Genomic DNA, 19,516 nt, shown 5'->3' on the forward strand with positions numbered 1-19,516 from the left:
CCGCCTCAGGCGGCCTCGACGTCCGTTTCGACCGGGTCGTGGCGGTCCAGGAGGTCCTCGAAGCTCGCCGTGCCGTCGTCGCCGAGCAGGGCCGCCAGCTCGTCGGCCAGATCCGCGACCGGAACCCGGACCTGCCGCGCCGCGTCGCGCTCGCGGACGGTGACCGAATCGGGATCCTCGCCCTCGAGCCCGTCGCGGTCGACCGTGACGCAGAACGGCGTGCCGATCTCGTCCTGTCGCCGGTAGCGCCGGCCGATGGAGCCGGAGTCGTCGTGTGCCACCGAGAGCCCGTGTACGCGGAGGTCGTCGGCGAGCCGCTCGGCGAGGTCGACCAGGCGGTCGTCGTTGCTCACCAGCGGGAAGACGGCGACGTCGATCGGCGCGATCTCCGGGGCGAGATCGAGGTAGGTACGCTCCTCGCCGTCGATCTCGTCGACGGTGTACGCGTGCGCCAGGATCGTCTGGACGATCCGGCCGATCCCGAACGAGGGCTCGATGACGTGCGGGATCACGTGCTCGCCCGATTCCGTCTCCGTCTCGATCGAGAAGTTCGCGACGTCGGCATCGACCGAGACCGCGTCGCCGTCGTCCAGCTCGACGGTCACCGTCTCGGCGTCGAAGGCGTCCGGATCACGCTCGGCGAGGGATTCGAGGGCGTCGGCGACCGCGCCGGCCTGCCCGCCGAACTCGGGGCCGAGCACGGACATGTCGGGATCGACCGTCGCCCGCTCGACCGTCCTCGGCTCGTCGTACCGCTTGAACACCGTGAAGGAGTCGTCGGCGTGTTCGTCGTGTTTCGAGAGGTCGTAGTTGCCCCGGTCGGCGAAGCCGGCGATCTCGATCCAGTCGCCGTCGACCTCGCTTTCGGCGTCCCAGCAGTCGGCCGCGTAGTGGGCGCGCTCGCCCGAGAGATGCTGCCGGAAGCGGAACCGGTCCATGTCCACGCCGACCCGCTCGTACCACTCCTGCGCGACGCCGAGGTAGTAGCCGACCCACGCCGAGCCGATGACGCCCTCGTCGACCGCCTCGCCGACCGTCGTCTCGAGGTAGTCCCCGTCGTCGGCCTCCTGTTCGGCGGCGGGGTAGAGCCGCACCTCGACGTCGGCGACGCGATGGATCGGCGGGTCGTCGTCCTCGGGGTCGATGAACTGTTCGAGCTCGGCCTGGGTGAACTCCCGGAGCCGCAGGAGGCCGCCACGCGGCGAGATCTCGTTGCGATAGGCCGGGCCGATCTGGGTGACCCCGAACGGGAGCTGCCCGCGGGCGTACTCCTTGAGCCGCGGGAACTCCACGAAGATCCCCTGGGCGGTCTCGGGACGGAGGTAGCCGGGCTGTGCGTCGCCGGGGCCGATGTTCGTGGCGAACATCAGGTTGAAGTCCTCGACGTCCTGCCCGGCAAGCGGCGTGCCGCAGGCGGGACAGACGACGTCGTGGTCGCGGATGAGCATCTCGACCTCCGAGCCGGGCAGCGCCTCCGCGTCGGCGATCGACGTGGCGTCCTCGACGAGGTGGTCGGCGCGGTGGGAGACCCCGCACTCGCCGCACTCGACGAGCATGTCGTCGAACCCCTCGAGGTGCCCGGAGGCCTCGAAGACGGGCTCCGGCATCACGGTCGGGGCCTCGATCTCGTGGTTGCCCTCCTTGAGGGTGAACCGGTCGCGCCAGGCGTCCTCGAGGTTCCGCTTGAGCGCGGCGCCGCGCGGGCCGAAGGTGTAGAACCCGGCGGTGCCGCCGTAGGCGCCGTTGGAGCCGAAGAAGAACCCGCGGCGCTTGGCCAGCTCGACGAGCTCGCGGCCGGCCATCGCTTACAGCCCCTCCAGCAGGTCGACGTCGCGGACGATCCCCACGAGTTCGCCGCCGCTGACGAGCGGGATCTGCTCGACGTCGTTCGAGATCATCTCGCGGGCGGTCTCCGCGGCGGTCCGGCGCCCCGAGACCGTCACGACGTCGGCGGTCATGAACTCGCTGGTCGGGCCCAGCGGAAGCTCGACGTTGCGCGTCGGGAGGTAGCGGTTGCCGACCGCCTTGATCCCCTCCCAGGCCCAGTCGTCGTCCTGGTCGGCGAAGCTGTCGCCGGTCCCCTCCTCGCCCTCGACGACGCGAGCGACCTCGAGGACGTCGACCTCGGTGAGGATCCCCGCCATCGTCGCGTCGTCGTCGAGCACCACCGCGTACGGAACCGCCGAGAGGCCGATCTCGCGTTCGGCCACCGGCAGCGGCGTGTCGACGTGGGTGGCGTTGACCTCCCGCGTCGCGAGATCTCCGACCGCGGCGTCCCCGTCGACGTCGCCGCGGGCGATCGCCCGAACCACGTCGGTCACGGTGAGGATGCCCTCGAGCGCGTCGCCGTCGACGACCGGCAGCCGGCGCGCGTTCTCGGCGACCATCACGGCCGCGGCCGCGCGGATGTCCGCGTCGGCGCCGGTCGTCGGGACCTCCCGCATCAGCATCGCGAGCTGGTCCTCGTCGGGATGGTCGATCAGGTCGTCACGCGAGACCAGCCCGCGGTAGACCTCGCCGCCCTCCGTTCCCTTGACGACGGGGACCGAGGAGAAGCCGTGGTCCTGGATGTACTCGAGGACGTCGTCCCTCGTCCCGGGGATCTCGACGACCACGAGCTCCGAGCGCGGCGTCATCGCGTCAGCTACGTTCATAGGGCGCCTTTCGCCACCGTACCTCTTGTATACTGCGAAGGGCTCCCGGCGGCAGACCGGGAACGGACGGTCGACGTCGGATCCCGCACCGACCGTTCGATCAGACAGGCGACGTGGTTCGGCCGATACCGGCTCCGCCGGCCGGAATCAGTTTCTATATTACCCCCCGAATCGACTCGAACATAGACATACACCCACTTCAAAAGCGGATCGATCGTCGTTCGTCCATCACGATCGTGTATAACACCGCGGTTCGGGGATTCAGTTCGATGAGTTTATATGTGAGTGCGAACTGATGTCAATCATGTCACGGAGTTCCACTCCCTGGGACGAGCCGGACACCGAACCACGCGACCCGCCGCTGCCGCAGGCGCGGGACGCGCTCGAGCCGGTGTCGTCGCCGGACGTAATGGCGTCGGTCGACGCCACCCCGTCCCGGTCGGAGTTCGTCATCGCGGACGTCTCCCGCGAGGACGCGTGGATGTCGGTCGAGGAGACCGACGCCCCGGTCCTCGAGGAGTGGTGCTGACGCTCCGCTAGCGGTCGCGTCGCTCCGCGGCCACCGGTCGCGTCGCTCCGCAGTCACCGGCCGGTCACGGTCGAGTCGCCTCGCGGTCCGCGGCCGGCCAGCGGTCCGCGAACTCGGATTTCTCGCGCCTTCAGATTCCCCGGGTCCCGACTCCGGCGTCGTCGGCCGACCGAAGTTCCCGCTCGCGCTCCCAAGCCCGAAGCAGCGCCGCCAGCGTCCGGCAGGTCGGCGTCTCGACGTCGTGGGTCTCCCCGCGGTCGATCGCGGCCCCGTAGATCGCGTCCACCTCGGTGCGGCGCCCGGCCGCCCGGTCCTGCCGCATCGAGGAGTGGTTCGCGGCCGTGGTCTCGGCGACGCGCTCGACGGCCGCGACGGCGTCGCCGTTCGAGAGGTCGACCCCCTCCGCACGCGCGACCGTCGCGACCTCGCAGGCCGCCTCGCGCGCGACCGCGCCCGCCGGGCCGGCCGCCACCGCGGCGTTGTCGACGTCCGCCAGCGCCGTCGGGCCGTTGATCCCGGCGTTGACCGCGAGCTTCCGGAAGCGGCGCCGGGGCATATCCGTCGCCGACCCGGCCGTGACGTCGGCCTCGCGGAACGCCTCGGCGACCCGTTCGGCCTCGGGATCCTGCCCGCCCGAGAGCGCGCCGATCGTCACCTCCCCGGTCCCCGTACACTCGACCCGACCGGGGTCGGCGAGCCGGGCGCCGTAGGTGACCGTCCCCGCGAGAACGCGTGCGTCCAGGGCGGCGAGAAGTCGTTCCTCGGTGAGCCCGTTCTGGAGGGAGATCACCGTCTCGTACCGGCCGGTCGCGAGCGCTCGCGCCGCGGCGTCCGTGTCGTAGGTCTTCGTCGTCACGATCGCGACGTCGGCGCGCTCGCCCGTGCCGTCCGTGAGCGCGCGGGGGTGGGTGTGCGCCTCGATGGCCCCCTCGATCCGGAGGCCGTCCTCGCGAACCCGGCGCATGTGCGGGTCCCGGCCGACGAGCGTCACGTCGTGTGCCCGCGCGAGCAGCCCGCCGATCAGGCTTCCGAGGCTTCCGGCGCCGAAGACGAGGATCCGCATACGTGCCGCTGTGCGTCCGAGGGGCAAAACGATTGGTGGTCGCCGGAGGCGGCGTCGAGCCGGTGGGGATCGGCATAAATACCAGATCTATATAATATACAAATATATGATGGCTATGGCGTCATTTTCGTCACCAGCACGGTGATGGCCGGAACGGATCGACGGTCCAACGCATGGGATCGGCGTCGTCCGATGGCGATGGCGACCTGATCCGAACGCTGCCCGGTGGGGCATCGGATCGCCACGCATCCGTGTGAACCACGCCCAGTACGACGATGTAACTCGGGTATGAGTACCGAATATATAAGCCGACTCGGACCGGGTCTCGTCCGATATCCGCGGCGGATGACGGTCGGATCACGACCGCCCCGAGTACGAAAGACACGATCGGGATACGACCGATTCCGACTCTCGTTATATATTTAAATAAGGACTTTCCTTGAAGTATTTATTTTCGGATACTATTTGAACAGCGACGAAATACGATCGGAGCGCTTGGCATCGGCGAGTTCGAACGGACATCCGGCATCACGACCGACGCGCTCGAGACGATCGAGCCACGACGTTCGCTGCCGTCAGGGCAGCTCGCAGTCGTCGACCCAGTCGTTCAGCGAGACGTCGTACTGGTGGGCGATCCGGCGGTTCGCCGCCGGGTCGTACAGCTGCATCGCGTAGAAGTCCCCGTAGGTGACGTCCGGTCGGGCGTCGACGTCGCCGTCGGCGTCGGTCGAGACGGTACCGGACCAGACGGCGGTGCCGGCAAGCGGCGCAGTCGTCTTCGCGTCGATCGCCTCGAGGAGCGCGTCCGGTCGCAGGAAGGCGTCGAGCGTGGCCCGCTGGTAGAGCTCCCGGTCGTCGCCCCGCCCGGTCCAGCAGCTGATCTCGAGGTCATCCCAGCGGTCGCGGACGTCCTCGAGCCGCCAGACCTCGTCGGCGATCACGCTCGGACACGTGCTGTTCGCCCGGTGGAGGTTTCGGTCCATCACGTGGTCGTCCTTGTGGTCGACGCCGACCCCGACGTAGGTCCGGTCGGCGGTCGGCAGGAGCACGAACTCCAGCTCGCCGCCGGTCGTCGCCGCGTTGACCACGATCTCGGAGTCGGTCGTCAGCAGGTGCGGCGGCTTCGGCACGACCATCGGGAGCGTCTCGGGCCGCGTGACGCCGATCGTGGCCAGCTCCTCGAACATCCGGTCGATCCGGTCCGGGTCGGGGTTCCGCGTCGCCATTCCGCAGTTGGCGATCCGCCGTATCGGAACCGTCACGTCCCGCGTCGAGCCGTCCGCACGACGGACGGTGAGGTCAAGCGTCGTCATCGTCGTGGTCTCACCGGGAGCACGATTAATCCTTTCGGCGGTGGTGATTGCCCTTTCGGCGGGGGTGACTGCCCTTTCGGCGGGGGTGAGTGACGGGGGATGGAGCGAGCGGCGTTCCGAGGGTCGGAGGACCTCCGCGAGCCGCATCGGGAGCAGCTCCACCGGCACCGTTTTGTGGGTCCGCATCACGTGTTTGATAGTGACACCCACGCTCTTCTCGCCGGTCTCGATCCGGGGAACCGACCTCCGGAACCGGGTGATGGTCTCGCCGATGTGCCAGTACTGCGCCGCGGACGGGTTGGCCGACGACTGGCACCGGGCCCACCTCGGGACGCGCGCGGTCGGCGGCGCGGGCCTGGTGATGACCGAGGCGACCGCGGTCGAACCCCGGGGACGCATCACGCCGTTCGACCTCGGGATCTGGTCGGACGAGCACGCGGACGCGCTCGCGCCGATCGCGTCGTTCGTCCGCGAGCAGGGCGCGGTCCCGGGGATCCAGCTCGCGCACGCGGGGCGAAAGGCCTCCCACGCGCCGCCGCGGGAGGGCCGGGAGCCGATCCGTCCCCCGGACGGCGGCTGGGAGACCGTGAGCGCGTCCGGGGTCCCGTATCCGGAGGAGAACGCGGTCCCGACCCGCCGGCTGAGCGAGGCCGGCATCGAGGCGGTCGTCGACGCGTTCGGTGCGGCCGCACGGCGGGCTCGCGAGGCCGGCTTCGAGGTCGTCGAGATCCACGCCGCCCACGGCTACCTCCTCCATCAGTTCCTCTCGCCGGTCACGAACCGCCGGGACGACCGATACGGCGGCGACCTCGAGTCGCGGGCGCGGGTTCCGACCGCGGTGGTCGAGCGCGTCCGGGAGGTGTGGCCGGACGACGCGCCGGTGTTCGTCCGGATCTCCGCGACCGACTGGCTGCCGGACCGGACCGCCTGGACCGTGGACGACGCCGTCGAACTCGCCGGGCTGCTCGCCGCGGCCGGCGCCGACCTCGTCGACGTCTCGGGCGGCGGGATCCACCCGGACCAGCGGATCCCCGAGACCGGACCGGGCTATCAGGTGCCGTACGCCGAGACGATCCGCGAGGCGGGCGCCCTGCCGGTGGCGACGGTCGGGAAGATCACGTCGCCGGCGCACGCGGACGCGATCGTCCGGAACGGGCGAGCGGACCTCGTGGCCCTGGGCCGCGAGCTGCTTCGAAACCCGTACTGGCCGCTCGCGGCCGCCCGGGAGCTCGGCGCCGACGTCGAGTGGCCGACCCAGTACGTCCGCGCGAAGCCACGGTGACGGCTGCAGCCGAAGCCGCCTCAATAGCTCAGCCCGATCGATCCGTCGCCGCTCCGGTGCTCGTAGAGGTCCTCGAGGAACTCGATCGCGTTGTCGACGATGTCCTCGTAGAGCGTCTCGCCCTTCTCGGCCGACGCCTTCGTCGGGTCACCGTGGTGGCCGAGGTCGTCCTCGCCCCAGTCGGCGCTGACGCTGGCGGTGCCCACGCTGTCGTCCATGCTCACGTAGTCGTTGGAGGTGAACCGGGTCCAGCCGTCGTGGGTTTCCGTGACGAACTCCTCCTCGTCGACGAGGTCGGGGTGCTTGTGCATAATGAAGGAGGTCTCGAACTCGCCGCCGTGCATCCCGTCCTCCGGGTCGCCGTCGCGCAGCTCGTTGTGCGAGCGAACGCCGATCCGCACCAGGTCCACCGTGGCGAAGAACACCTCGGGGTGCTCCTCGCGGACCCGTTTGGACGCGATGTCGATCGCCGGGAGATTCGCGAGGCGATGGCCGTTGACGGTCAACACGTTCTCGACGCCGTGGCGGGCAAGGCTCGAGTAGACGTCGGACAGCACCGAGATCACCGTCTCCGAGGAGAGCGCGATCGTCCCCGGAAACGCCATGTGGTGTTCGGCGTCGCCGTACCAGATCGGCGGCGCGGCCACGACGTCCGCGCGCTCGGCGATCCCCTCGGCGATGTCCTTCGCCTGATAGGCGTCGACGCCGAGCGGGAGGTGCGGCCCGTGCTGTTCGGTCGATCCGATGGGCACGACGACCGTCGGGTTGTCGGCCGATTCGAGGTACGCCTCGAAGTCGGGCCAGCTCAGCTCCTGGAGCCAGACCTCGTCCTCGGTCCGTGGCATACGTCACCATCCCCCTCAGCGTGTAAAAAGATGCCGGGGGATTCGACGAGGAGCACGGCGGCGGAGGAACGTAGCGAACGGGGACGAGCCGGAAGGGGAGCCCACGAGCGCTAGGAGACCAGATTCCGGAGTCGGTCGCGGTCGGCACCCTCCTCGAGACGGCGAGCGTTCTCCGCCAGGACGTCGGCGAGGCGGGGCCAGTGTTCCGGCGTGTGGCCGCCCATATGCGGCGTGATGATCGCGTTGTCGAGATCCCAGAGGGGATGGTCGTTCGGGAGCGGCTCGGGGTCGGTGACGTCGAGCGCGCACCCGGCCAGGTCGCCGACCTGTAGGGCTTCGACGAGCGCGTCGGTGTCGACGAGCGGGCCACGGCCGACGTTCACGACGACCGAATCGGGGCCGAGCGTGGCGATCTCGTCGGGGCCGATCAGCCGGCGGGTGGTCTCGGTGAGCGGGGAGCATAACACGACGTACTCCGAACGGGCGAAGGCGGCGTGCAGGTCGTCGTCGTCGAAGCCGACGACCTCGTCGGTCGGGCCGCCCTTTTCGGGGGTGTACCGCACCCCGATCGTCTCCACGCCGAACGCGTCGAGCCGCTCGGCGATCGCGTGCCCGATGGCGCCCAGGCCGACGACGGTGACCGTCGATCCCATCAGCTCGGTGGCCTGGTAGTGGCGCCAACGGTTGTCCGCCTGTTGGCGGATCCCCTGGTGAATGCGGCGCGCGAACACGAGGAGATAGCCGAGGACCTGCTCGGCGATCCCGGGCGCGTGGATGCCGGAGGCGTTCGCGACGAGGATCCCCCGGTCGCGGAGCCGGTCCATCGGAAGGTGGTCGGTCCCCGAGGAGGCGACGACGAACAGCTCGAGCTCCTCGGCCAGCTCGACCTGCTCGTCGGTGATCGAGATGCCGGTGGCGATGCGTGCCCCGGGGAGGAGATCGCGCTCCTCGCGGGGCGTCTCCGCGAGCGCGACGGTCAAGTCGGGAAGCCGGCGGCGGATGGCGTCCGCGTACGACGCGGGCGACAGCGCCTCAGTTCCTTGTCGAAAGACGACGACGTCCGGGTCGCGCGTCATCGAAGACTCCGGTCGGTGATGCTGACGTGAATTGACATGGCGGTTCGAATCACTCCGTTGGAACGACCCGAAGTCCCGTATCATTCGTAATAATGTTTGTGGCGCAACGAGTGCGTTTCACCTCGATAAACGCAGTTCGAGGGAGCGGATCTCGATCCGGAATTCCGGGCAAGGCGACCGAGAGGGCCAACGACTGCATCCCACAGCGATTGGTTCGCACGAGCCACTGCGGCTCGGTCGACCGATCGATCGAAACCGACAGCGATTCTTACATACATATGATTGTAAGAAAACCGGTCGACTCGAACCGGCGTCGAACGGGCGGTCGTTTCGTCGGATGAAACGACGACCTCACGGTTTTCGACGGAACCGCCGGAGTGAACGCCGAACCACGCACCGCCGGCCGGAGGTCGTTTCGCGGTCGTAAACGCCGGCCGCTACTGGGTCGGCGCGTTCACGCAGAGCGCTACTCGGTCGGCGCGTCCACGGACACCCCCAGCGTCTCGGCGATCGCGTCGAGTCGCGGCTCGACCCGGGGAGGCTGGCCGACGACCTCGGTCAGGGCGTCGGGCCACTTGACCCCGGCGCCGGTCGCCACGCAGACGACGGTGTCGTCGGGGCCGACGATCCCGTCCTCGACGGCGCGGTCGACGGCCGCTGGCGCGAGCGCGCTCGCCGGCTCCGGGACGACGCCCGCGAGCGCGGCCGCACGCATCGCCCGTTGAACCGCGGCTTCGCGGATCCCGTAGGCGGCGCCGTCCGATTCGCGTATCGCGCGGAGCGCGTGATCGCCGGCGGAGTCGCCGCTTGCGGAGACGCTGCTCGGCATCGGTCCGGGGGCCTCCCCCACGGTGTCGTGGCCCTCTTCGACGGCGGTCACGAGCGACGGGCGCTCGGCGGGCTGCACGCCGACCATTCGCGGGGTCCGGTCGATGACGCCCAGCTCCCGGAGCTCGCGGAACCCCTTCCAGGTCCCGTAGAGGCCGTCCCCGGACCCGACCGCCGCGACGACGACGTCGGGCGGCGTCTCGAGCGCCTCGACGAGCTCGAAGGCGATCGTCTTGTACGCCTCGTTGCCGTATGGCTGGCTGACGTACTCCTTCGAGACGCTGACGGTCGGATACCAGCCGCGTTTCGCGAGGGAGCGCAACAGCGGACGCCGCTCCTCGTAGTCGGTCACCGCCGCCTTCGCGCCGTACGCCCGGATCTGGGCGCGGATCGGCCGCTCCGTTTCCGGCGGGACGAGGACGAGCACCTCCTCGGCTCCGGCCCGTCGGGCGTAGGCCGCGGTGCTGGCGCCGTGGTTGCCGGTGCTCGAGGTGGCCACGTGGGTCCGGCCCGCCCCCGCGACCGCGTTCGAGAGCAGCAGCGAGTTGAGCCGGTCCTTGAACGACCAGGTCGGGTTGCCGGTCTCGTTTTTCAACAGGACGGTCGCGTCGCCGCCGGCCTCGGGGAGCTCGACCAGCGGGGTCCACCCCTCGCCCATCGTCACCGGCTCGGACGCAAGCAGCGGCAGGAGTTCGCGATATCGCCACATGTCCGACCGGTGGCGGCGGTCGGTCCCGAACGGCAGCGCCGACGCGTCGACGGTCGCGAGGTCGACGACGGCCTCGAGCCGCCCCGCCTCCCCGGCCGATCGGCAGTCGGGGCAGCCGCGCGGGAACAGCCCGGGGTCGAACGTCCGTTCGCACCGCTGACACTGCAGGACGTGATCCATACGCACGGATGCGGCTCCAGCGATAAATATATGTATGCCGATCCTCGGCATCGAGCCGACCCGAGCGTTTATGTGTGCGACCGATAACCGTGTGCTATGCCAGCGGACCGTATGTCCGCGATCCCGTTTTCCGGGATCCGGAAGATATTCGAGGAATGTGACCGGCTCGAGGCGGCGGGCGAGGACGTCGTTCACCTCGAGATCGGACGGCCGGACTTCGACACGCCCGAGCCGATAAAGGACGCCGGAAAGGACGCGCTCGACCGGGGCGAGGTCCACTACACGTCGAACTACGGCATCGAGCCGCTGCGGCGGGGCATCGCGGAGAAGCTCGCGGCGGATAACGGGCTGCAGTACGACCCGGACGGGGAGATCATCGTGACCTCGGGCGCCACCGAGGCCGTGTTCTGTACCGTCGTCGCGCTCGTCGGTCCCGGGGACGAGGTGCTGGTCCCCGACCCGAGCTGGACCTACCGACCGTCGATCGAGACCGCCGGGGCCACGCGGGTTCCGTATCCCGTCTCGCCCGAGGAGGGGTTCCAGCCCGACGTCGAGGCGCTCGCCGAGCGCGCCTCGGACGACACGGAACTGCTCATCGTGAACACTCCGCATAATCCGACCGGCGGAATGCTCGACGCGGACCACGCGGCGGCGATCCGCGACGTCGCGGTCGAACACGACCTCACCGTGCTGTCCGACGAGATCTACGAGAAGATCCGCTACGACCGGGATCACGTGAGCCTCGGCGCCCTCGACGGGATGTACGACCGGACGGTGACGGTGAACGGCTTCTCGAAGGCGTACTCGATGACCGGGTGGCGGCTGGGCTATCTCGCCGCGCCCGAGTCGCTCGTCGACCCGATCATTCGGCTCCGCCAGTACACGACGACGTGTGCGCCCTCGATCGCACAGCACGCCGGGGTCCGCGCGCTCGAGGGGACCCTCGAGGCGCCGATGGTCGAGGCGTTCGAGCGCCGGCGCGACCTGGTCGCCGACCGGATCGCCGACGTGCCCGGGATGACCTGTCCGACGCCGAGCGGCGCCTTCTACGCGTTCCCGACGGTCCCGGAGGGGGTCGACGACGAGACGGAGTTCGTCTACTCCCTGCTCCGGGAGGCCGGGGTCGCCCTGGTTCCCGGAACCGTGTTCGGCGAGACCGGAACGGGCCGGGTCAGGATCGCGTACTCGAACTCCGCGGACCGGATCGACGAGGCGTTCGACCGGATCGAGGCCTGGCTCGCGGCGCGGTGAGCCCCGGCCACGAATCGAACGCAAACGGGCGGGTAAACGTTTAAGTCGTGCGGGTAGTCAACAGTGGGTATGGTTTCGCCCGGGAAGTTGGAGATATTCAGACATTCGCTCAAGGGAATCGTCGAGGAGATGGGGGTCACGCTGCAACGGACGGCCTACTCGACCAACATCAAGATCCGCCGGGACCACACCTGCGCCCTGTTCGACTCGGAGCTTCGCCACATCGCACAACACGACATCGCGCCCCAACACATCGGGTCGCTCGTCTCCGTCGTGCCGCGAAACATGCGCGACCGCGACGACCTCGAACCGGGTGACGGCATCCTGATAAACGACCCGTATAAAGGGGCCGTCCACCTGCCGGACGTGATGCTCATCTGCCCGCTGTTTCACGACGGGGAGATCATCGGCTACGCCGCGAACTCGGCCCACCACGTCGACATCGGCGGACCGACCCCGGGCGGGATCCCGACCGACAGCACCGACCTCTACGGCGAGGGGGTGATCATGCCGGGCGTGAGGGCCGTCGAGGACTGGGAGTACGACGAGGAGATGCTCGGGCTCATCACACGGAACGTCCGGTCGCCGGAGATGCGGGTCGGCGACTACCGGGCCCAGCTCGGCGCCAACCGGATCGGGGAGGAGCGCTTCGGCGAGCTGTACGAGGAGTACGGGGCCGACGCGCTGACCGAGTACCTCGACGAGCTGATCGACTACACCGAGCGCCTGGTTCGGTCGAACATCCAGGAGCTTCCCGACGGCGTCTACGACGCCAGCGACTACATGGACGGCGACGGCATCAACGACGAGGAGCTTCTGGTGACGCTGACCATCGAGATCGACGACGACGAGATGACCCTCGATTTCACCGGGACGGCCGCGGAGAACGAGGGGCCGCTCAACTGCACGCCGGCGATGGCGTTCGCGGGAACGATGGCCGTGGTGATGTCCCTGCTCGGCGGCGACCTCCCGAAGAACGAGGGGTTCTACCGACCGTTCGAGATCATCACGCCCAAGGGGTCGATGGTCAACCCCACGGACGACCGGCCGGTCGCGGCGGGCTGGGAGATCGCCATCCGGGCCGGCGACCTCGTGACGAAGGCGATGGCCGACGTGCTCCCGGAGGAGACCATCGCGGCGACGAAGGGGATCATCTGCAACATCGCGTACGGCGGCCGGGATCCGCGGAGCGACGACGACGAGTACGTCTACTACGAGACCGTGGGCGGCGGCTACGGCGGCCGGGCGACGAAGGACGGGATGGACGGGGTGCAGGCGCACTACCAGAACACGGCGAACAGCCCGATCGAGGAGCTGGAGACCGAGATCCCGCTGTACGTCCGGCGGTACGAGTACATCCAGGACTCGGAGGGGGCCGGCCGGCAACGCGGCGGGCTCGGGATCCGGCGGGACATGGAGTTCTACGACCATCGGTCGTCGTTCACCGTGCTCTCCGACCGGACGAAGAACCAGCCGTGGGGGCTGTTCGGCGGGCACGCGGCGCGCGCGGCGAACTACGTGATCAACCCCGACGACGACCCCGAGGTCGTGAGCTCGAAGTCGACGACGAAGCTCGACCCGAACGACGTCGCCAGCGTCCAGACGCCCGGCGGCGGGGGCTACGGCGACCCGCTCGAGCGGCCGCCGGAGGACGTCCTCGAGGACGTGGTCAACGAGAAGGTGTCCGTCGAGAAGGCCGAATCGGAGTACGGCGTCGCGGTCGACCTGGAGGACCGGTCGGTCGACGAGGCGGCAACGCGGGAGCTCCGTGAGGAGGTGGATCGATGAGCGTCCGCATCGGGGTCGACACCGGCGGCACGTTCACCGACGTCGTGCTCTACGACGACGAGACGAACGAGATCCACACGACGAAGACCCCCTCGACGCCGCCGGACTTCGACCGGGGCGTCCTCAACGGGATCGACAAGATCCTCGAGCAGACCGACACCGACCCCGGGGACGTCTCGTTCCTCAGCCACGGGACGACCGTCGGGACGAACGCGGTGTTGGAGGGGGAGATCCCGAACCTGGGACTCATCACGAACGAGGGGCTCCGGGACGTCCTGGAGATCGGCGACCAGACGCGGCCGGACCTGTACGACCTGCAGACGGACAAGCCGCCGGAGCTCATCCCGCGGTACCTCCGGCGGGAGGTCCCCGGCCGCGTCGACTCGCACGGGGAGGTCGTCGACGAACTCGACGAGGACGCGGTTCGGACGGTGGTCGACGAACTCGCCGAGGAGGACATCGAGTCGATCGTCGTCTCGACGCTCTTCTCGTACCTCAACCCGGACCACGAGGAGCGGATCGGCGGGATCATCGAGGCCCACGAGGCGGACCTCCAGTACGCCCTCTCCTCGCGGGTCCACCCCGAGATCAGGGAGTACGAGCGAACCATCACGACCGTCCTCAACGAGGCGATCAAGACGACGGTGGAGGACTACTTCGGGCGGCTGACCGAGGGGATCGAGCAACGCGGCATCGACGTGCCGCTGAACATCATCCACTCCGGCGGCGGGATCTTCACCGCCGAACAGGCCACCCAGCGGGCGGTCAGAACGATAACGTCCGGCCCGGCCGCCGGGGCGGTCGCGACGGAGAAGGTGAGCGCCCAGGAGGGGTTCGAGAACGCCATCGGGATGGACATGGGCGGCACGAGCGCGGACGTGAGCCTCATCCGCGACGGGGAGATCGTGCGGTCGACGGAGGGGGAGATCAACGACCTCCCGATCAAGACGCCGATGATCGACATCAACACCGTCGGGGCGGGCGGCGGCTCCATCGCGTGGATCGACGAGGGCGGGATCCTCCACGTGGGCCCGAAGTCCGCCGGGGCCGACCCGGGGCCGATCTGTTACGGGCAGGGCGGCGAGCAGCCGACCATCACCGACGCGAACCTGCTTTTGGGCCGGCTCAACCCGGCGAACTTCCTCGAGGGGGAGATGGAGCTGATCGTCGAGGAGACGCGCGACCGGTTCGCGGAGACGATCGCCGAGCCCCTCGACCAGTCGGTCGAGGAGGCCGCGCTCTCGGTGGTCGAGGTCGCCAACGCCAGCATCGCCCGGCGCGTGCACAACGTCACCGTCGAGCGGGGCGACGACCCCAGCGACTTCGCGCTCATCGGGTTCGGCGGCGCCGGCCCGCTGCAGACGCCGGCCGTCGCGCGGCGGATGGATATGGAGGACGTGATCATCCCGCGAAGCCCGGGGGTCTTCTCCGCCCGCGGCATCCTCATCGCGGACGTCCGCGTCGACGAGTCGCACTCCTACCGGGAGCGGCGCATCGACCCGGCGATCATCGACGACCAGGTCGGGACGCTGGCGGCCGAGACGCACGATCGGTTCATCCAGCAGGGGTTCACCGACGAGGAGATCCGCATCGACCGGGCGATCGATATGCGGTACGCCGGACAGTCCTACGAGCTGACGGTTCCCGTCGAGGACGACCCGATCACGTCCGAGACCATCGCGGCCGCCACCGACCGGTTCCACGAGATGCACGCCCGGCTCTACGGGCACGCGATGGAGGGCGAGGACGTCGAGGTGGTGACGCTGCGCGTCACCGGCCACGTGCCCACGGCGCCGCTCACCGACGTGCCGGAGACGACCGCCGCCGAGGCCCTGCGCGACGTCAGGGACGTGTACTTCGCCGACCACGGGTGGCTGGAGACGGACGTCTACGACCGGAACTCCCTCGCGACCGGCCGGACCGTCGACGGGCCGGCGATCCTCGAGGAGAGCGGCGCGACCGCCATCGTCCCGCCCGAGACCGAGGCGACCGTCACCGAGGCCGGGAACGTCCACATCACGCTGTGAGACGTCGAACGGCACGGTGCCGCGAGTGACGCGGTGCAGGCATCCCCATCGCCCACTTCGTCCTCGTCACCGTCCACCTCGTCACCGCCCACCCCGTCCTCGCCCACCTCGCCATTATCACCCCAATATTTATGTTGGGAAGCCATATAACGCAGGTATGGACGTCGTGAAACACGACGACGCCGAGACGTACGAACCGGACGAGGGCTGGGAGCGGCGGGCGCTCGCCGGCAGCGACCAGTTCTCCTTCGAGTGGTTCACGAAGCCGTCGGGGCACAGCTCCCCGATGCACGACCACGAGAACGAGCAGGTCTGCCTGTGTCTCGAGGGCGAACTCACCCTCCATAGCGAGGACGGGACCTCGGTCACCCTCGAGCAGTACGACTCCGCGTTCATCGAGTCCTGGGAGACCCACGCCGTCGAGAACACCGGCGACGGGATGGCGGTCGGCCTCGACGTCTTCGCGCCGGGGCGCTCGTTCGACTTCTGGACCGATCGGGAGGAGTGATCGACTGCGGAGGGGTCCTATTTAAATAGTGTCCGGCTTCGGAAGCACCTCATTTAAGAAGGAAACCGGCTTCGGACGCGTCTTATTGAAGTGGGAGACCGGATCCGAAGGTCCACTTAAAGGGAGGATCGGCTGCGGAGGTCCCCCCATTTAAATGGAGAGCCGGACGCGGAGAGTCGCCGGCCGAGAGACGCAGCGATGGAGATCGAACGACGTGTGCACACGAAACGTGTGAACACGTCCCAAATATTAATATAGGGGAGCCGAGAAGGTCGATCGATGCCACGCGATCCAGCGTCGATACTGGCGGATCTGGTCCGAATCGAGAGCCACGACACCGTCGACGGGATCCGGGATCATCTCGTCGACACGGTCGAGAACGCGCACATCCACGAGGAGTCCGGCTGCGTCGTGGCGCGGAAGGGCCCGAAGGACGGGTCGCCGCACCTCTTCCTCAACTCGCATATGGACGTCGTTCCCCCGCATCTCCCGTTCCGCGAGGAGGACGGGGTGATCCACGGCCGCGGATCCTGCGACGCGAAGGGCTGTCTGACGACGATGATCAGCGCATTCGAGCGCGTCGACCCGACGGACGGCCGGGTGACCCTGGTGGTCTCCCCGGACGAGGAGACCTACTCCGAGGGGCTCTACGACTTTCTGGCCCTCGAGGGGGACGCGGGCGATCTGGCGATCAACGGGGAGCCGACGGGGCTGGACGTCTGCGACGCCGCGCGCGGGAGCCTCAAGTACATCGTCGAGCTCTCGGGCAGCGCCGCCCACGCGGGCACCCGGGACAGCGGGCGGTCGGCCGTCTCGTGTGCGGCCGAGGCGGTGCAGCGCCTCGAGTCGATGGACCAGATGACACACGAGTATCTGGGAACGACGAGCCAGACGGTCTCGTGGATCGAGGGCGGGCCGATCGGGGAGCTCACCAGCCAGGTCCCGGAGTCGGTCCGTCTGTTCGTCAACCGGTGGAGCGTCCCGCCGGAGACGCCCGACGGGTTCCTCGAGAAGATGGAGGCGGAGCTGGCCGACCTCGAGTGCGAGGTCGACGTTCGGTATCCGTACCGGCCGAACCGGTTCCTCGAGAGCTACCGCCTCGAGGAGGGCGCGGACGTGGTCGAGGACCTGGTCGCGGCCGTCGAGGACACCACCGGCGAGACCCCCGAGGTGAAGCCGTTCTCCGTGGCCGCGGAGTCCTCGTTCCTCCAGCGATACATGCCGGTCGCGGTCTTCGGCCCGGGCCGCATCGCCGACGATGAGGGCCCGATCGCCCACTCGAACCGCGAGTATCTGGAGGTCGACGAGCTGGAGACGGCGGTCGACGTGCTGGAGCGATACCTCTCCCGAACCGTGTGAGCGAAGTCGAACCGTGTGAGTTCGTTCGCGATGCTGAAGCGTAACGGTGCTGAAGCGTAGCGATGCTGAAGCGTACGTGTGCCACGTGATCGAACCCCACTCGTTAAGACCCTCGACCGCGAGCACCGGAACGATGCTCCGACTCAACGTGCACGGCGAGGTCGTCACCGTCGCGGTCGACCGCGTCATCAACGCCGGCTATAGCGGTCGCGACGAGGACGCCGTCCAGGCGCACATCGACGAGCTGGTCGCGGACGGGATCCCGGCGCCGGAGACGGTCCCGGCGACCTACGAGCTCTCGCCGAACGTGCTCCGCGTGGACCCGGACGCCGTCCGCGTCGCCGGGACGAACACCTCCGGGGAGGCGGAGTTCGGGCTGGTCGTGACCGGCGGGGAGACGTACGTCGTCGCCGCCAGCGACCAGACCGATCGCGACCTGGAGCGGGACAGCATCCAGAAGGCGAAACAGATCGCCCCGAACGTCCTCTCGGGGGACGCCTGGCGCCTCTCGGACGTCCGCGACCACTGGGACGAGATCGAGCTCCGGGCCTGGAACACGGTCGACGGCGAGCGGCGCCGGTATCAGGAGGCGACGTTCGAGGCCATCCGCGAGCCCACGGACCTGCTCGAGACCGTCGCCGACCGGTACGAGGGACCGCTCGACGGGACCGCGCTGCTGTCCGGAACCGTGGCGACCGTCGACGGGGAGCTCGCGCCGGGGTCGCGGTTCGAGGTGGCGATCCACGACCCGGTGACCGACCGCGAGCTGTCGGTCGCCTACGACGTCGAGACGATGTGACCGGAGCGGGCCGAACGAGTCGGCTCGATGCCGGCCGGTCGGCTCGATGCCCGCGATTCGCGGTCGGGCCTCGATTGGTAGTCGGGCCTCGAGGGGTGGTCAGGCCTCGAGGGGTGGTCGAGTCACCGATAGGTGGTGTTGATCAGGTCACCGATAGGTGGTGTTGATCAGGTCACCGATAGGTGGTGTTGATGCTGATGATCGTGGCCGTGTTCTCGACCCGGTCGGCGAGCCGGTCCCGGATCCGGTCGTCGGTCATCCGGCTTATCGGGCCGGTGACGCTCACCGCGCCGAGCACGTCGCCGTCCTCGGTCGTGATCGGCGCGGCCACACACCGGATGTGCGTCGCCCGCTCCTCCCCGTCGAAGGCGATGCCGCGGTCACGTATCTCCTCGAGCTCCGCCTCGAGGCGGTCCCGGTCGGTCACCGTGTTCGGCGTCTCGGCGGGCAGCCCCCGGCGGCGATAGATCTGCTCCCGTCGCTCCTCGGGAGTGTGCGCGAGGATCGCCTTTCCGAGGGCGCACGTGTGGAGGTGTTGTGTCGTCCCGACGGTGGTGTCGAGACGGACGGCGTCCTCGCCGGTCTCGATCGCGACGTAGACCCCCTTCCCCTCCTCCTCGATCATCAGGTTCGCGACCTCGCCGGTTTCCTCGGCCAGCGACCGAAGCGGATCGATCCCGGTGGCGTAGACGTCCCGCCGCTGGACCACCTCCTGTCCGATCTCGAAGAACCGCATGCTCGGCCGGTACCGGCCGTCCTCGTTGACGAGGTAGCCGCGCTCCGCGAGCGTGCTCAGGTGATGGTGCACCGTCGCCTTGTTCCGGTCGAGCCGGTCGGCGATCTCCGTCACCCCCGCGTCCCCCGCATCGACGACGGCCTCGAGGATCTCGAGGGTCGTTTCGCTCGATTTGATCGGGTTGTTCGCTCGCTGGCTCATCGTGGTGACATACGGCCGGTTTCACTTAGATGTTTGGCACGGTGAAACGGTCGTGTTTAGTTAAGCGTGAAAAGTGAGGCGGTGTGATTTCTTGGTGCCTATGCCAGAAATCGCCCGCCTCACCGGTCGTAGAGACTGGATAGATTTGGATTTTGTGGAGCGCGAGCGGACACCCGAGCCGGCGATGGCGCTCGGTATTCAATCGCACGTTGCGGGGCTCTCGCTGTCGAATACCACCGATCTACTCGAGGATCTGGGTGTCGACCGGAGTCGGAAAGCGATCCACGATTGGGTCCAGAAAGCCGATCTACAGCCAGAATCTGGTCGGTCTCCGAATCAGATCGCGCTCGACGAGACAGTGATTCGGG

The 19,516-nt window shown here is 68.7% G+C and carries 16 protein-coding genes and 1 pseudogene; 9 read left to right on the forward strand and 8 right to left on the reverse strand.

The annotated features are described in order from the left end of the window. Nucleotides 1-5 precede the first annotated feature (5 nt). Nucleotides 6-1,802: a glycine--tRNA ligase gene (gene glyS / locus BLV25_RS11760; RefSeq protein WP_092733427.1), complete on the reverse strand. Its 1,797-nt coding sequence runs from the start codon at nucleotides 1,800-1,802 to the stop codon at nucleotides 6-8. 3 nt (nucleotides 1,803-1,805) lie between these two features. Then, a complete protein-coding gene (locus BLV25_RS11765; RefSeq protein ID WP_039401144.1) occupies nucleotides 1,806-2,654 on the reverse strand; it encodes a CBS domain-containing protein in 849 nt (282 codons plus the stop codon). A gap of 304 nt (nucleotides 2,655-2,958) precedes the next feature. On the opposite strand from BLV25_RS11765, the gene BLV25_RS11770 reads away from it, so the two are divergent. Then, nucleotides 2,959-3,183 (forward strand): DUF7556 family protein, encoded by a 225-nt coding sequence (locus BLV25_RS11770; RefSeq protein WP_021073227.1) that lies wholly within the window; start codon nucleotides 2,959-2,961, stop codon nucleotides 3,181-3,183. Nucleotides 3,184-3,313: 130 nt separating this feature from the next. Here the strand turns inward: BLV25_RS11770 and BLV25_RS11775 are convergent, their stop codons facing one another. Together BLV25_RS11775 and BLV25_RS11780 are read right to left on the reverse strand one after the other, a co-directional pair. Further along, complete coding sequence (locus tag BLV25_RS11775) at nucleotides 3,314-4,246, reverse strand: ketopantoate reductase family protein (RefSeq protein ID WP_092733430.1); 933 nt, start codon at nucleotides 4,244-4,246, stop codon at nucleotides 3,314-3,316. A gap of 575 nt (nucleotides 4,247-4,821) precedes the next feature. Continuing rightward, nucleotides 4,822-5,559 carry a DUF2848 family protein gene (locus tag BLV25_RS11780; protein WP_021074031.1) on the reverse strand — a complete coding sequence of 246 codons (738 nt, stop codon included), beginning with the start codon at nucleotides 5,557-5,559 and terminating at the stop codon, nucleotides 4,822-4,824. A 199-nt stretch (nucleotides 5,560-5,758) separates the two neighbouring features. On the opposite strand from BLV25_RS11780, the gene BLV25_RS11785 reads away from it, so the two are divergent. Continuing rightward, nucleotides 5,759-6,841, forward strand: coding sequence for an NADH:flavin oxidoreductase/NADH oxidase (locus BLV25_RS11785; RefSeq protein WP_092733436.1), 1,083 nt, complete (start codon nucleotides 5,759-5,761; stop codon nucleotides 6,839-6,841). A gap of 20 nt (nucleotides 6,842-6,861) precedes the next feature. On the opposite strand, the gene BLV25_RS11790 is transcribed toward BLV25_RS11785, so the two are convergent. From BLV25_RS11790 to BLV25_RS11800, 3 genes are all read right to left on the reverse strand, one after another. Next, complete coding sequence (locus BLV25_RS11790; RefSeq protein WP_021074028.1) at nucleotides 6,862-7,686, reverse strand: creatininase family protein; 825 nt, start codon at nucleotides 7,684-7,686, stop codon at nucleotides 6,862-6,864. 110 nt (nucleotides 7,687-7,796) lie between these two features. Then, complete coding sequence (locus BLV25_RS11795; RefSeq protein ID WP_092733439.1) at nucleotides 7,797-8,762, reverse strand: D-2-hydroxyacid dehydrogenase; 966 nt, start codon at nucleotides 8,760-8,762, stop codon at nucleotides 7,797-7,799. A 466-nt stretch (nucleotides 8,763-9,228) separates the two neighbouring features. Then, a complete protein-coding gene (locus BLV25_RS11800; RefSeq protein ID WP_021074026.1) occupies nucleotides 9,229-10,479 on the reverse strand; it encodes a threonine synthase in 1,251 nt (416 codons plus the stop codon). A 96-nt stretch (nucleotides 10,480-10,575) separates the two neighbouring features. On the opposite strand from BLV25_RS11800, the gene BLV25_RS11805 reads away from it, so the two are divergent. The 6 genes from BLV25_RS11805 to BLV25_RS11830 all read left to right on the forward strand — a co-directional run bounded on the left by BLV25_RS11805 (nucleotide 10,576) and on the right by BLV25_RS11830 (nucleotide 18,211). Then, on the forward strand, nucleotides 10,576-11,730 hold the full coding sequence (locus tag BLV25_RS11805; RefSeq protein WP_218128632.1) for a pyridoxal phosphate-dependent aminotransferase: 1,155 nt from the start codon (nucleotides 10,576-10,578) through the stop codon (nucleotides 11,728-11,730). A 69-nt stretch (nucleotides 11,731-11,799) separates the two neighbouring features. Next, complete coding sequence (locus BLV25_RS11810) at nucleotides 11,800-13,518, forward strand: hydantoinase B/oxoprolinase family protein (RefSeq protein WP_021074024.1); 1,719 nt, start codon at nucleotides 11,800-11,802, stop codon at nucleotides 13,516-13,518. Continuing rightward, a complete protein-coding gene (locus BLV25_RS11815) occupies nucleotides 13,515-15,545 on the forward strand; it encodes a hydantoinase/oxoprolinase family protein (RefSeq protein ID WP_021074023.1) in 2,031 nt (676 codons plus the stop codon). Before BLV25_RS11810 ends, BLV25_RS11815 begins: the two co-directional genes overlap by 4 nt. Nucleotides 15,546-15,702: 157 nt before the next feature. Further along, nucleotides 15,703-16,053, forward strand: a complete 351-nt coding sequence (locus BLV25_RS11820) for a cupin domain-containing protein (protein ID WP_021074022.1) — start codon at nucleotides 15,703-15,705, stop codon at nucleotides 16,051-16,053. Between the two features lie 279 nt (nucleotides 16,054-16,332). After that, nucleotides 16,333-17,412 carry a M20/M25/M40 family metallo-hydrolase gene (locus BLV25_RS11825; protein ID WP_092733445.1) on the forward strand — a complete coding sequence of 360 codons (1,080 nt, stop codon included), beginning with the start codon at nucleotides 16,333-16,335 and terminating at the stop codon, nucleotides 17,410-17,412. A gap of 133 nt (nucleotides 17,413-17,545) precedes the next feature. After that, nucleotides 17,546-18,211 carry a DUF2848 family protein gene (locus tag BLV25_RS11830; protein ID WP_021074020.1) on the forward strand — a complete coding sequence of 222 codons (666 nt, stop codon included), beginning with the start codon at nucleotides 17,546-17,548 and terminating at the stop codon, nucleotides 18,209-18,211. Nucleotides 18,212-18,383: 172 nt separating this feature from the next. Here BLV25_RS11830 and BLV25_RS11835 read toward each other — a convergent pair whose 3' ends face one another. Next, nucleotides 18,384-19,148 (reverse strand): IclR family transcriptional regulator, encoded by a 765-nt coding sequence (locus tag BLV25_RS11835; protein ID WP_021074019.1) that lies wholly within the window; start codon nucleotides 19,146-19,148, stop codon nucleotides 18,384-18,386. A gap of 100 nt (nucleotides 19,149-19,248) precedes the next feature. Here BLV25_RS11835 and BLV25_RS11840 point away from each other — a divergent pair. Continuing rightward, a pseudogene (locus tag BLV25_RS11840) lies at nucleotides 19,249-19,516 on the forward strand (IS6 family transposase); the annotation flags it as partial.

It is taken from the genome of Halopenitus persicus (assembly GCF_900107205.1).
Classification (GTDB): Archaea; Halobacteriota; Halobacteria; order Halobacteriales; family Haloferacaceae; genus Halopenitus; species Halopenitus persicus.